The organism is Candidatus Nitrosotenuis cloacae (genome assembly GCF_000955905.1).
GTDB lineage: Archaea > Thermoproteota > Nitrososphaeria > Nitrososphaerales > Nitrosopumilaceae > Nitrosotenuis > Nitrosotenuis cloacae.
Genome location: NZ_CP011097.1, coordinates 598549 through 611647 on the forward strand (window position 1 = coordinate 598549; position 13099 = coordinate 611647).

A 13099-nucleotide genomic window follows, 5' to 3' on the forward strand; every position below is an offset into this window, starting at 1 on the left:
AATCTGAGTGTCTGGATTTTTACTATTAACTTTGCGCAAGAATTGATCATTTACAAATCAAAGGTTTAAATTCGAATGATCAAAAACCCACATTGACATCGATTCAAACCGTTCGGGGAACAAAAAATTCCGTGGACTGGCAGCTAGTGCGTAAAGGCTGCCAGCCCCATTTTCACTTAATCAAAACCAACTTTGATAATTTATAAAATCATTATAAGGAAAAAACTAAAAAATTAAGCGATGATTAGAAAAATTCAGAAAATCTTGGTTCCATTGGATGGATCAAAAAACTCCATACGTGGATTTGAAAAAGCACTTTCCATAGCTCAACCAACTGGGGCGATGATAACTGGTCTATACGTAGTTCACATACCTATCAGATCTGCATTACGCATAACTCCTCAGCAGAGAAAGAAAGAGATCTCTTTTGCAGAGTCCATAATAGGCGACGTAACAGAGCGGGCAAGAAATGAAAATGTTGCCTTCAAGCCAAGAATTGAAACTGGAAATCCTTCTGATAAGATCACACAGATTGCAAAATCTGGTGGTTTTGATATAGTTGTGATTGGATCTAGGGGCATGAGTGGTAAAAAAGAGATACTTCTTGGTAGTGTTTCAAATCACGTACTGCACAAGGCAGACATACCGGTATTGGTTGTCAAATAATTATTTTTTATAATATATCGTGGCGACAATTCGAGTTGTTGTCATTTGATCATGATTAGTTCTTTTACTTGGGATCTAATGTAATCAAACCCATCCTGCCAGAACTTGGCGGAGGATATGTCAATTCCGTACTGACTTAACAGGGTCTCTGGCTTTTGTGAGCCACCGGCAGCCAGAATCTCAATGTATGTTTTCTCAAATTGTCTGCCTTCCCTTTGGTACATTTGGAATAGCGACAATGACAGCAAATTGCCAAATGAATATGCATAACAGTAAAACGGCGTGTGGTAAAAATGTGGAATGCAGCTCCACTCTATTGCGAAATCATCTGATAATTCAATAGAGTTTGCAAACTGGGTTTTTAGGTTTTTCATGTATGTCTTTGATAGTTCCTCTATGGTGGTGCCGTCTGCAATTTGCTTGTGAGCATCGACTTCAAAAATGGTAAAAAATGCCTGTCTCATTACAGTTGCATAGATGTCGTCTATTTTCTCAGAAAGGATGGCCGCCTTTTCGGTATCTGCCATTTGGTGTGAGATATTGTCATATAGTAATAGTTCGGAAAATGTAGATGCCGTCTCTGCTAGTGGTAGTGGGGCCTCTGATACTAGGATCGATTGTTTTGATGCTGCTTGGCTGTGCACTGCATGGCCTAATTCATGAGCCAGCGTGAATACATCCTTTGATTTTCCTGCATAGTTTACCAGAACATATGGAGTCAGCTTTGGTGATACTGTGCTACAAAATGCACCGTCTCGCTTGCCGGGCCTAATTTGCGAGTCAATATGGTTTTGAGAAAACACTCTATTTGCAAATTCAGACAAGGTGGGGCTGAATCTGTTTAGCGAATCTAGAACTAGTTTTGTTGCATTTTCATAGGTATAGTTTTTTTCCTTGAATTTCTTTGCGCTGGGTGCATACAGGTCGTATCGCCTTAGCTTTTTGAGACCTAATGACTTTGCCTTGAATGAAAAAAACTCGTAGAAAACACTCGAATTTTTCTTGCAAACATCCAATAGAGTCTGGGTTGTTTTATCATCAACATCATTCCCAATGTTTCTAATGGATATTGGGGAAGAGTATTTTCTGATTTCAATTCCTTCATCCTTCCAGTTTAGGACCAGATTCTGGTAAATTTCGCCTAGTACTCCCTTGTTGGAGGAAAACCTGCCAAGAAGCGTTTGATATGCTGTTTTTCTCAAGCTTGGATTTGTACTCCGGACCAGAACACTTAGCTGCTCGCGTGTGAGTTTTTTCTTTTTGCCATTTATTGTTATGATGTACTCAAATGCATTTGTTATCTTGTCGTATAGTTTTACCAGTGCAGTAGAGCCTGTAACATCCAATGTGTTGATGATTTTTTCTTCGGGCTCTGATAGGGAGTATTTTGCCAAGAGGCGTTTATGCCTTAGGTATTCGTATAGGCTGCCGGCGTCCTTCATGAGTCGGGTGGCATTTTTTTCATCAATTTTGCGCTTCCACCACAAATCAAAAAACAGCGTCTTGTTTTCTATTTCGGATCCCAATTTTGATATCTTTGTTAAAAGCGATGTTGCCTCATCTGATTGTGTATCTGATGAATACAGCAATGACGCATAGCCGCCCAACCTGCTTGCGTCTTCAGCTAGGTCTTCAATGTGGTGGATTATTCTGTAAAAGTCCTTGGATGGAATGGTCGGCTTGAGTGCTGATTTTATGCGCTCAAAGTTTTTGACCTTGGCCTCAAGCCTTGTGATTTGTTTTGCAAATTCCGGAGACTTGTGATCTGATGCAAGTTCAGACAAACTCCATCTTCCCTGCTTGTACATTTGCAATTTGGCTCTTTATTTTCCTCTATATGACTATTCTAACCACTAAAATATCGCACCAAACTGTGGGTAGTTGGACCGATTGTCTAGTTGGTTAGGATGACGCACTCACACTGCGTAAGGATGTAAAATCCCGCAAGGGTCGTGGGTTCAAATCCCACTCGGTCCACTTTTTTAAAACCAAATAGTATGTTCTTTAGCCCTTTCTTATGATAAACTGCATCAGAGCTTCCTTGGAGTATTCAATGCCGTGCTCTTCTGTTGAATGTGTATTGTATTCCTCAATTATCTTTCCAACATCATTTCCGATGGCAATAAAATCACAATCAAATCCATAGTCCCTGCATGTGAATTTGATTGTCATTGTGCAAAGTATTTTCCCATTCCTTATAATCTCTAGTTAACTTTGTTAACTGACATTAATTCTTGAAAACAAATGGTTTTCTGAACCTCACAAAAATCGTTCCATTTGCAAGTCTTTCAAGATGAATCAAGCCAAGAGTTGGACTGTTCATGGAATAATATTGGTATGACGATATTTAGAGAATGATTAACAATGGTAAGTAATGTATGAAAAAATCTCACAGGTTAATTAGCTCAACTAGCCACAAAAGACATTGGGCAGCAAGAGCTACCGCGACAAAATCTACATAATCAAAGACATCATTAGTCTTCTCACCGAATATGGGGAGCTAAACCAAACTGCACTAGTTAGCTACAGTGGACTTAATCTAAAAAAACACAAACACATACTTGATAATCTGGAAACTCGTGGATTAATTTCAAAGACTGCACTAGAGGAAGGCAAGCGAACCATCACAATATACAAGGCAACTGTAAAAGGAATCGAATTCTGTAGATTGATAATTGAGCCATACGAGGAACTATTCCCAAGAAAATCCGCAAGCTCTACGAATAATCTAAGTCTCTTGATCCTCGCCTAGATCAAACTCTGAGCTTATCTTGCTATCTATCTGCTCTTTTTTCTTGGCATAGTTGGAGTATCTGGCATTCCATGATTTGAGCATCATGTACTGGCGTATGCCAAGTATGAGCCATGTGAGTGAAACTGTGATTATTATTCCAAGTGAAACGGCAAGAAAGACTCCAAATTCGTCATATTCCTCTAATATGAAAAAGAAGTGCTGATGCGTAATCAAATATGCTGACAGACCGATTGCCAGGGGTGCCAAAATTAGTGCAGAAATAGAAATACCAATCAGTGTTTTTCGTATCTGGTTTATTTTGTCAATAAATCCATCAATTACCTCAACTATGCTGAATCTTGCCGAATCGGAATTCTCCATGTCGGACATGGCTAGTCCAATTTAATAAAAGTTGAAATCATTGAATCTGAATTGCTCCACTCATCTCGGGATGTATTGTACAGTGGTATTGGAATGTTCCTGCTTTGTTTGCGATAAATGTTACTGATTCAGGCTGAAAATAATCTAGATCCTTGGTATGTACATTGAACTCGTCAATATTGAAGTTATGCTTGGATGTCTTGTCCTCATTCATGAACCGAATTGTTGCCAGCTGATCCTTTGTAAGATGAATCGTAGGTGCAACATGGGTTGGGCTGATTGATTTTTTAGCCCCTGAGTGTGATGAAAATACAAACCCCTGATCGCTGTGTATTGACTTTATGTAGATGTTCTCTGGAAATCCAAAAACCGGACCGTCCCCATTCACTGGAATCATTGAATTAATCAGAGCATATCCTACGGTGGAGCTAATCAAAATGCCGCCGATTATTGCTATAATTGACATGCGATTTATTTTTCTGCCTTTGGGTTTTTGCTTTGACAATCACAACCATGAATGATTGTTTGTATTTAGGCAATGATTAACAATGTTAAGTATCTCATAAATGCAAAAACGACAATATTGTCTTAGAACGAGAACGCAATCAAATTAGCAGAAATCAACCCCCTGTTCCTTCATGCGTTCTCGTTTTTACAATGTTTTATCATAATTTCAAATAATTCTAAAACTGGTGCGTTTTTAGTTATGAGTGTAACCATGTGTGATAGTAAGGTATTACCTTCGCTGATTCTGTTTAGTCGTTTTACACAAACAGGCAGTTTAATCTCAGAATGTACTCTGTCTGGTGTTGATCCGAGCTATAATAGTGGATGATGAAATAGACAGCTCTGAGGTCTTTGCTGAATTTTTAAAGATAAAAAATGTGGATGTGCTGGGTCTTGGCAGAAACGGAATGGAGGGTGTCGAGCTGTACAAAAAGTACAAGCCAGATGTTGTGTTTTTGGACCTTGTAATGCCAAACTATGATGGGTTTTACGCATTAGAAGAAATCAAAAAAATCAATCCAGATGCACGGGTCATAATAATTACGGCATATTACACAGATCTGATGAAAAAGAAGCTAGATAGTTTTGGTATAGAGGACATTTTTCAAAAACCATATTCTGTGACTGCAATAGCAAACTCGCTAAATCAAAAAGTAAAAGCCTAGTTTGATTTTAATTTCTTTAATAAAACATCAAGCTCACTAATTGGGACAATCTTGATTGTGCTAATTGTTGATATGCCGATTTCTATGCAAAACTGTTCTATCTCATGGGCACTCTTTGCATCTAAAATCATGATCCACAGGTGCTCTAGCGCAGAAATGTAAAACCCGACAGTTTTGGTAATTCCGTATTTCTTTTTGTTTGATTCCATCTTTGCTTTTACCTGGAGTAGCATTTTCTTGCTACACTTGTTGTTTAATGGACATGATTCTGGGCTGTGTGTTGCAAAGACTCCAAATAGCATTACTATACTTGATTGTATTTCTATTAAAATATTCTCACCTAAACAAAACATAAAAACAAACAAAATCCAAAATTCTCATTGCGAGCCCTAGTCTATGATATTTATTCTACAAACGATGATTTTGCATCAATTCTTCAAATAAAGGACATGCCGGAACCAGTCCCAAAACCAAACGAGGTTGTCTTTAGAGTGCGAGCAGCTGCCCTAAATTATGATGATATTTGGGGCATGAGGGGTAGTCCACTCAAAGTACCACTACCACACATTTCAGGCTCTGATGTTGCAGGCGATGTCATATCAATTGGTGATGATGTGTCTAGCATCAAAGTTGGTGATAGGATAGTATCGCATGGCAACCTGTCTTGTAGGTTATGCAAAAACTGTACATCTGGGCGTGAATTTGATTGCAAAAAGCGTAGAGTTTGGGGCTTTGAGACAGGGCCATTGTGGGGTGGATACTGCGAAGTCACACATCTACCCGAAGTCAATGCGGTAAAAATCCCAGACAACGTATCATATGAAGATGCAGCAGCTTGCTCGATGACTTTGATGACTGCATGGCACATGTTGGTTGGCCGTGCAAAAATCCAACCGGGACAGCTTGTACTGATAATGGGTGGTGGCTCTGGCATGGGAATCTTTGGAATACAGATTGCCAAACTGTATGGTTGTACAGTTATAGCTACTGCGTCTGGGGACAAGCTGGAAAAATGCAAACAGATAGGTGCAGACTATGCAGTGGATCATAGAAAGGAAGACTGGCACAAGCAAGTATTTTCAATATCAAAGGAATTTGCAAAAGACAAGAATGGAATTCCAGGACTAGATGTGATTTTTGAGCACATCGGAGGTACTCACTGGAATAAGGAATTGGCCCTGCTAAAATATGGTGCAACACTAGTCACTACAGGTGCCACAACCGGATATGATGTGCAATCAGATCTTAGGCACATATTTTTCAAGGGCACAAACATTCTAGGTTCTACTTTGGCAAGCAAGGCCGAGCTTGAAGATGCCCTATACTGGGTCTCAAAAGGAAAGATAAAGCCAGTAATTGACTCTGTATACACAATAGAGCAGGCAGCAGAGGCCCACACTAAGATGCTAAGGGGAAACATCTTTGGCAAAGTCATAATGAAGCCATGAAAATTGAAACTGTTAATCTTGCACCAGATCTAAAGATCTGCAGAATCATAAACGGCATGTGGCAAGTTGCCGGAGGCCACGGATACATCACACCGCAAAATGCCATACCTGCAATGACATCGTACCATGACGCGGGTTTGACAAGTTGGGACATGGCAGACATTTATGGTCCTGCAGAGGAGTTTTTTGGCAAATTCAGGCACGATTTGGAGCAATCTGGCAGTGATCTGAGCAATTTAGTAGGACTGACAAAATTTGTGCCAAATCCTGGACCAATGAGTAAAAACCTGGTCCAACGAGCAATCAAAAACTCCATTCTCCGAATGAATATATCAAAGCTAGATTTGGTCCAGTTTCATTGGTGGGATTATGATGATCCAAGCTATCTTGATGCACTACGACATCTTACTGCATTACATGATGAGGGAAAAGTCCTACACATTGGCCTGACAAACTTTGACACTAGACGAATGCAGATAATGCTAGATGAAGGATTTGAGCCAGTCTCAAACCAGATCCAGTATTCCTTAATTGATCAGAGACCCCAAGTAGAAATGGAGTCATTCTGTAAGAAAAACAACATCAAGCTATTAACCTATGGAACACTTGGAGGCGGACTAGTATCTGAGCGATTCCTTGGTGCACCCGAGCCGACACAAGCTGATCTGGATACGTATTCACTTCAAAAATACAAGAATATGGTTGATGCATGGGGTGGATGGAGCTTGTTCCAAAAACTATTATCTACATTAGATAAAATTGCAAAAAAACACCAAACCAAAATCGCAAATGTTGCGACTCGATTCATTTTGGACAAGCCCGAGGTTGCGGGAGTTATAATTGGAGCCAGACTTGGACTCTCAGATCATATCGAGCAAAACAAGGAAACCTTTTCGCTGAAACTAGACTCTGATGATCATCATATGATAACAGAGATCACCACTCAAGCAAACGACCTATATGATATAATTGGTGATTGCGGCTCGGAATATCGCTGACTTATTTTGCCAGGCCTATTTTGGCAAGAATTGATTTCTGAGCAGGTTTTTCTTCTGGCTTTGATACTTCAAGTGTAAATTTGGATAGTGTGGCCTGTAATTGTGAGGCTAATTCTGCCAGCTGAGTCGAGGCAGCTGCGATTTCATGGGTCTGCGCCGTTTGCTCTTCAACTGCAGCTGATGCTTCTTCTGTCGATGCGGCATTTTCTTCTGAGACTGCAGCAACTTCTACTGCATCTGAAGAAATGCTCTCAACTTTGACTGCCTGCTCATGTGCAAAGTCTGCCAAATTCTTGACATTTTCTGATACATTTTTGATGTTTGTTGCTATTTCATGTAATGTCTTTAATGATGAATCAATGACCATTTTGCCCTGGGTTACCTCATTTGAGCTGGTCTCGATTTCTTCTACCACTTCTTGTGCATATTCTTGAATTTGTTTTAGCTTGGTATCAATATCATCTGAAGACTGTGCTGAGCTTTCTGCTAGGTGTCTTACCTCATCTGCTACCACTGCAAATCCACGGCCTGCCTCGCCTGCTCGTGCTGCCTCTATTGCGGCGTTTAGTGCTAAAAGATTTGTCTGATCAGCAATCTCTCTGATTACTTGTAGTGCGGCAGTGATCTCATTTGTTTTATCAGCTAATTTGTGTACCTTTTTGGCAGAATCATTTGTCACCTCTATTATCTTGTTCATGCGCTCATTTGCCTCACCTGCAGATTCTGCACCGCGCTCAGATAGTACTCCTACCTGACTTGATATCTCTGCAGATTCCCTTGCACTACTGGATAACTCATTCATTGATTTTGTTAATTCTTCTACTGTAATCTTTGATTTTTCGATTCTTTGCGCTTGGGTTTGTGATCCTCGAGATATCTGGTCTACAGTTGATGCTATTTGTTGGACTGAGGTGTTTAGCTCGGTGCCTGATGCAGATAATTGCTGGGCATTTGCGTAAACTGATTGGGACGCATTTTGCATCTCAGATAATGTGGATCTTAGCTTCTCCACCATCTGTTTTTCAGAATTTAGCAGCATGCCTATTTCATTCTTGGATTTAGAGCCTGAAACCTCAACTCCTAGGTTGCCTTCGCTTATCTTTCTTGCAATCTCTGCTGCATTTTTGATTGGCTGAGAAATCGATTTTGAGATAAAGAACGCAAACACTCCTACCACACCAACTACTATTGCGCCAGTTATGATGTACATGTTTTGTAATGATACTATTGGTATCATTATTTCTGCAACATCGAATTCGGCAATCAATACATAACCAAGTGCTGGCTCACACTTTGATGCTCCAAAGATTGGAACGTTTCTGTAATCCGGATAAATTGATGCAGAAATGTCCTTGCCGTTTTCTATACACTCTTTGACTGGCAGGGTGTCTACTTTTTGCTTGAATTCAAGTCCTTCTGTGAATCTGGATGGGCTGATCATGGTCTTATCAAAATTAACAAGATATGTCTCACCTGTCTCACCTAATCCGTCTCTGTCCAGTACGATTTTGTCTAGCGTTGGAACACCGGTATTTGCAATTAATGCTCCGATTCTTTCACCATTGGAATCCGAAACTGGAATTGCTACTACAGCTATCCTATTCTCATTATCTCGTGTGTATTCTCGATACGATTCTTGTAGTCCTCTCTGGAAAAATTCATCCGATGAATAATCTATCCCAATCAATGACGAATCTTGAGCATAAATTATTTTACCATCTGATGAAACTAGCTTGAAATTCTGATATCCGTTTTCTTCACCCGTGATTTGTCTTGTTTTCTCAAAAATCTCTGATAGTGATTCAGTATTGCCTGTTTTTAGCGCATCAATGACTTGGGACATTTCTGCAACCTGGTTTAATTGCTGAATTCTAAATGCGTTTATTTGCTCTAGAGATTTTGCTCTGTCACTTGCAAGTGTTTTTAGCTGATCAAATGATCTCTGTTCAAGTGAGTCTTGTGCAATGGAAAAGCTGACAAATGAGACTATTGCCATTGGAGCTGCCGCAATTAGCACAAAAAGAAAGATCAACCTTGAATTTAATGAGCCTAATAATTTCATATTTTAGTCTGGTGCCGACTAATTATATGATAATGTGTGTTTAGTCAGAACAATTTATCTATATTATGATATGAGGTTATTACCTAGCATGGTACGAATATCTTATTAATTTTTTAGTACTGATCTCAACACCGTAATTGATCCTAAACACATGATTTGGGCTATCAAAAATAACAAATTGTCGATTTTTGTTTATCATGCATCTTAAAGTCAAAATCAATTACATCTGATTGTGAAAATACAAAAAAAATTACTACTTGGATTTCTGATAATCATCGCAATCACCGCACCAAACGGAATAATCGGTTTTCTCAAAGTGGATAATAGTTTATCGCATCTCAAAACCGACACAAAATCCAGTCTTGATGATCTAAAAACCGTATCCCATCTTAACAGCCTGACAGTTTTCATGCGATATTATGATGAACTGCTGACCCAGGCAGCTCGAAACTATGCGTTTACATCTGATGAAAAATGGGCCGAACTGTATTTTGATGCAGAACCAAAGCTCGATAAAACAATACAAGAAGCATTTACCATTGGCTCACAAAAGGAAAAAACGTTATTCAATACCATAAATCAGGCAAATGTACTACTTGTAGATTTTGAACATCGTTCAATTGATCTGGTAAGAGAAGGCAAACAATCAGAAGCAATCTCACTCTTAGAGTCCGCTGATTATTGGAACGCAAAAAATCTGTATCATCAGGCACTGGAGGAGTATTCAAAAGATAAGGGTATGGAATTCGATCAAACACTTGATGTTTCCACAATAAAAATAGATCAATCAATAACAGACGTAGAAACCCTGCTGGCAGAAACACAAACACTACTTTTTATCGGAATTCCCACGTTACTGATGATCGCAATACTGTTAAGCTATTTCATTTCACGCTCAATATCAAGACCAATAAAGCTACTACGTCTGGCAGCCGACGAGGTTTCTCAAGGCAACTACAACATAAAATTCCAAACCCAAAGTAATGACGAGCTTGATGATCTGGGACAAAAATTTGAGTCCATGGTGAATTCATTCGAAAATTCTATTGAAACTGAACGCAAACTGACAATAATTCAAGAACGACTAAAAACAGAAAAGCTGACTGCGATTGGCGAGCTGTCTGCAAGAATTGCACATGATCTAAGAAATCCACTATCCGTTATCAAAAATGTGGCTGAGATAATAAAACTACAGTATCCATCAAATGACAAGAGACTCCAAGATCATTTTACCAAGCTGGAAAACTCTGTTCAACGCATGTCTCACCAAATTGATGATGTTCTAAATTTTGTGAGAACTACTCCGCTTGAGAAAAAGATCACATCTGTAAAGGAAATAATTGCAAAATCTATAGATGATCTGGATTTGCCGCGAGACATCTCAATAGAGCGCCCTTTGACTGATGAAAAAATCGACTGCGATGAGCAAAAACTCCGAACCGCCATATCTAATGTCATTTTGAATGCAATTCAGGCAATTGATGGCAAAGGTATAATCACGATCAAAATATCTGGATACACAAAACACATTACAATAGATATTAGTGACTCTGGCCCGGGAATTCCAGAAGATGTCTTGCCAAACATTTTTGATCCGTTATTTACAACGCGACAGAGGGGAACAGGCCTTGGATTGTCAAGCTGCAAAAACATCATAGAACAGCATGACGGTACGATATCTGTTAGAAACAAGCCTACCACATTCACAATAACTCTGCCAAGAATCTAGAATTCTTATATTGGTTTGATATGGTAAACAATCATGTGTGTCCGAGATGTTGACGATCCATTTAGGCGTGGACGAAAACAAATGATTCCAGAAAAAAAAGAGGACGACATGGAATCTCATTTTAAGACATCAATGATGTTCCAAAAATCCATGAAGGCACTTTAAATATAATACAGAAACCTGCGTGTATGATTCTCACATACAGGGACTAATACGGCTCGCAAAACTCTTGCTATGTGTTTGACTTATCTTGAACAAAAGGCAGGCAAAAAACAATCCGAATTTGAGATGTTATTGTCATCAAATCTCTCAATGGATGATATCGAGTCTGATAATTACCCTCTAGCAAAGATCTTTGATCAAAAAGTAAATCATGCCGTAAACGATGTGGTGAGCACGATACTGACTCAAAACTACAACAAAGACCCGCAGGTCACATTGCAGAACATTTCATCAAAAATCCCGTCTACGATTCTAGTGAAATACGCACGGGCTGGAAAAAACTATGTCTCAATAGAACACACTATGGGGAATCTTGGAAATCTGTTTTTTAGCGGCATAATGGAGAAGGCAATGCAAGATAGGCCAGAAAATCATCATACCGTAGCCCAACAAAACAAGATCTGCTTTATTTTCAGACAGTAAATAACAAAAACAAACCCATTGTATGGATGTTGCAATACTGTTTTCGCTACTTACTATCTTGAATTTGGTCTTTCATAAATGCTATAAAATAACATGTTTGTTTAAAATAATAATACAATGGTTCTAGTCTGATTCCAAAAAAGACTAGATCTGTGTCAACTACTCAAACCCAACAAGAAAAAAAATTCACACTAGAAGAAGTAGTAGAGTTTACTGATCTGATCGCCGAAAAGCTAAATGTAGCAATTGATAAAGTGAACGATGTAAATCACAAGACCCACGTTTTGTCAGTCAATGCCTCAATTGAGGCAGCAAGGGCTGGAACCTATGGCAGGCCGTTTGGTATTGTTGCAACAAACATGAGTGAACTATCTGAGACAACCAGCAAAATCACAGACACCATGAAAAATGACACCAAAGAAATCATCAAGGTTGGTAATCTGATAAAAACCCAGTCCAAGGAATTTAGGGGAAGCAGACTCTCAAACATGGCGTTAGTCAACATCGATCTAATTGACAGAAATCTCTATGAGAGAACAGCCGATGTTAGGTGGTGGGCAACCGATCCAAGTGTGGTTGGAGCACTTTCCAGCAAAACACAGGATTCGTATGATTTTGCATCAAAGAGATTGGGCGTCATTTTGCAAGCATATACTGTGTATTATGATTTGGTAATTGCAGATGTAAACGGAAACATAGTTGCAAACGGTAATCCAGAAAAATTCCCATCAAGAGGAACAAACGTTTCTGATTCAAGATGGTTTGTCTCTGCCATGAATACAAAAAATTCTAGTCAGTATGGATTCGAATCTGTACATCGATCGGGCCTTGTCTCAAATAATTTATGTCTGATTTATTCTGCGGCGATACGGGAAAATGGCGACTCTAAGGGAAACATCATTGGTGTTTTGGGCGTAATATTCAAGTGGGAATCTTTGTCTCAAACTGTAATTGAGCACACACCGATCTCAGATGATGAGAAAAAAAACACCAGAATCTGCATAGTGGATGATTCTGGATTGATTCTGGCAGACTCTGAGGGAAAAATGCTACGAGAAAGTCTTGATTTTGATCAAAAGACCAGTCTTTTTAATGAAAAACAAAATCACATCTTCATAGAATACCTAGGGTTGAATTGTTGCATAGCACATGCGCTGTCTCCTGGCTTTGAGGGATATTCTACTGGTTGGCACTCTGTAATAATTCAAAAACTTGGAACCGCAAAAAAGGCCAAGCTAGTCAAATGATTCCTACTTGACCTTCC

General features: G+C 39.2%; 15 protein-coding genes and 1 tRNA gene. 10 read left to right on the plus strand and 6 right to left on the minus strand.

Features of this window, described 5'->3' with window-relative positions:
• Positions 1 to 240: 240 nt before the first annotated feature.
• A complete protein-coding gene (locus SU86_RS03340; protein ID WP_052755450.1) occupies positions 241 to 666 on the plus strand; it encodes a universal stress protein in 426 nt (141 codons plus the stop codon).
• Between the two features lie 41 nt (positions 667 to 707).
• Here SU86_RS03340 and SU86_RS03345 read toward each other — a convergent pair whose 3' ends face one another.
• On the minus strand, positions 708 to 2480 hold the full coding sequence (locus tag SU86_RS03345) for a M3 family oligoendopeptidase (RefSeq protein WP_148550750.1): 1773 nt from the start codon (positions 2478 to 2480) through the stop codon (positions 708 to 710).
• Between the two features lie 69 nt (positions 2481 to 2549).
• On the opposite strand from SU86_RS03345, the gene SU86_RS03350 reads away from it, so the two are divergent.
• Positions 2550 to 2643, plus strand: a tRNA-Val gene (locus tag SU86_RS03350).
• A gap of 27 nt (positions 2644 to 2670) precedes the next feature.
• Here SU86_RS03350 and SU86_RS09480 read toward each other — a convergent pair.
• Positions 2671 to 2838: a DUF1059 domain-containing protein gene (locus SU86_RS09480; RefSeq protein ID WP_082096100.1), complete on the minus strand. Its 168-nt coding sequence runs from the start codon at positions 2836 to 2838 to the stop codon at positions 2671 to 2673.
• A 253-nt stretch (positions 2839 to 3091) separates the two neighbouring features.
• Here SU86_RS09480 and SU86_RS03355 point away from each other — a divergent pair, with 253 nt between their 5' ends.
• Positions 3092 to 3418: a winged helix-turn-helix domain-containing protein gene (locus SU86_RS03355; protein WP_048187455.1), complete on the plus strand. Its 327-nt coding sequence runs from the start codon at positions 3092 to 3094 to the stop codon at positions 3416 to 3418.
• Here the strand turns inward: SU86_RS03355 and SU86_RS03360 are convergent.
• Both SU86_RS03360 and SU86_RS03365 read right to left on the minus strand, forming a co-directional pair.
• On the minus strand, positions 3395 to 3781 hold the full coding sequence (locus SU86_RS03360; RefSeq protein WP_236687748.1) for a hypothetical protein: 387 nt from the start codon (positions 3779 to 3781) through the stop codon (positions 3395 to 3397). The genes SU86_RS03355 and SU86_RS03360 overlap by 24 nt on opposite strands.
• Before the next feature lie 37 nt (positions 3782 to 3818).
• Complete coding sequence (locus tag SU86_RS03365; RefSeq protein WP_048187459.1) at positions 3819 to 4286, minus strand: cupredoxin domain-containing protein; 468 nt, start codon at positions 4284 to 4286, stop codon at positions 3819 to 3821.
• Positions 4287 to 4608: 322 nt separating this feature from the next.
• On the opposite strand from SU86_RS03365, the gene SU86_RS03370 reads away from it, so the two are divergent.
• Positions 4609 to 4953 carry a response regulator transcription factor gene (locus SU86_RS03370; RefSeq protein ID WP_052755452.1) on the plus strand — a complete coding sequence of 115 codons (345 nt, stop codon included), beginning with the start codon at positions 4609 to 4611 and terminating at the stop codon, positions 4951 to 4953.
• On the opposite strand, the gene SU86_RS03375 is transcribed toward SU86_RS03370, so the two are convergent.
• The gene (locus tag SU86_RS03375) at positions 4950 to 5255 is read right to left on the minus strand and encodes a hypothetical protein (RefSeq protein ID WP_048187462.1); all 306 of its coding nucleotides are present in this window, start codon (positions 5253 to 5255) and stop codon (positions 4950 to 4952) included. The two genes, SU86_RS03370 and SU86_RS03375, sit on opposite strands and share 4 nt — an antisense overlap.
• A gap of 78 nt (positions 5256 to 5333) precedes the next feature.
• Here SU86_RS03375 and SU86_RS03380 point away from each other — a divergent pair, with 78 nt between their 5' ends.
• The gene (locus SU86_RS03380; protein WP_048187464.1) at positions 5334 to 6401 is read left to right on the plus strand and encodes a zinc-binding dehydrogenase; all 1068 of its coding nucleotides are present in this window, start codon (positions 5334 to 5336) and stop codon (positions 6399 to 6401) included.
• Positions 6398 to 7399 (plus strand): aldo/keto reductase, encoded by a 1002-nt coding sequence (locus tag SU86_RS03385; protein WP_048187466.1) that lies wholly within the window; start codon positions 6398 to 6400, stop codon positions 7397 to 7399. The genes SU86_RS03380 and SU86_RS03385 overlap by 4 nt, the downstream gene beginning before the upstream one ends.
• Before the next feature lies 1 nt (position 7400).
• On the opposite strand, the gene SU86_RS03390 is transcribed toward SU86_RS03385, so the two are convergent.
• The gene (locus tag SU86_RS03390; RefSeq protein ID WP_048187468.1) at positions 7401 to 9431 is read right to left on the minus strand and encodes a methyl-accepting chemotaxis protein; all 2031 of its coding nucleotides are present in this window, start codon (positions 9429 to 9431) and stop codon (positions 7401 to 7403) included.
• 262 nt (positions 9432 to 9693) lie between these two features.
• Between SU86_RS03390 and SU86_RS09350 the strand changes: the two genes are divergently transcribed.
• From SU86_RS09350 to SU86_RS03405, 4 genes are all read left to right on the plus strand, one after another.
• A complete protein-coding gene (locus SU86_RS09350) occupies positions 9694 to 11190 on the plus strand; it encodes a HAMP domain-containing histidine kinase (RefSeq protein WP_052755453.1) in 1497 nt (498 codons plus the stop codon).
• A gap of 33 nt (positions 11191 to 11223) precedes the next feature.
• Positions 11224 to 11355, plus strand: a complete 132-nt coding sequence (locus SU86_RS10085; RefSeq protein ID WP_256363752.1) for a hypothetical protein — start codon at positions 11224 to 11226, stop codon at positions 11353 to 11355.
• Between the two features lie 75 nt (positions 11356 to 11430).
• Positions 11431 to 11835: a hypothetical protein gene (locus SU86_RS03400; RefSeq protein WP_048187470.1), complete on the plus strand. Its 405-nt coding sequence runs from the start codon at positions 11431 to 11433 to the stop codon at positions 11833 to 11835.
• Between the two features lie 152 nt (positions 11836 to 11987).
• Positions 11988 to 13082: a methyl-accepting chemotaxis protein gene (locus tag SU86_RS03405; RefSeq protein WP_048187472.1), complete on the plus strand. Its 1095-nt coding sequence runs from the start codon at positions 11988 to 11990 to the stop codon at positions 13080 to 13082.
• Positions 13083 to 13099: the final 17 nt, after the last annotated feature.

What these genes read in the sequence shown, in the direction of transcription:
- SU86_RS03340 (WP_052755450.1), top strand. Translation starts at nt 241, where the DNA reads ATGATTAGAAAAATTCAGAAAATCTTGGTTCCATTGGATGGATCAAAA.
- SU86_RS09480 (WP_082096100.1), bottom strand. Translation starts at nt 2,838, where the DNA reads ATGACAATCAAATTCACATGCAGGGACTATGGATTTGATTGTGATTTT.
- SU86_RS03360 (WP_236687748.1), bottom strand. Translation starts at nt 3,781, where the DNA reads ATGGAGAATTCCGATTCGGCAAGATTCAGCATAGTTGAGGTAATTGAT.
- SU86_RS03375 (WP_048187462.1), bottom strand. Translation starts at nt 5,255, where the DNA reads ATGCTATTTGGAGTCTTTGCAACACACAGCCCAGAATCATGTCCATTA.
- SU86_RS03385 (WP_048187466.1), top strand. Translation starts at nt 6,398, where the DNA reads ATGAAAATTGAAACTGTTAATCTTGCACCAGATCTAAAGATCTGCAGA.
- SU86_RS10085 (WP_256363752.1), top strand. Translation starts at nt 11,224, where the DNA reads ATGTGTGTCCGAGATGTTGACGATCCATTTAGGCGTGGACGAAAACAA.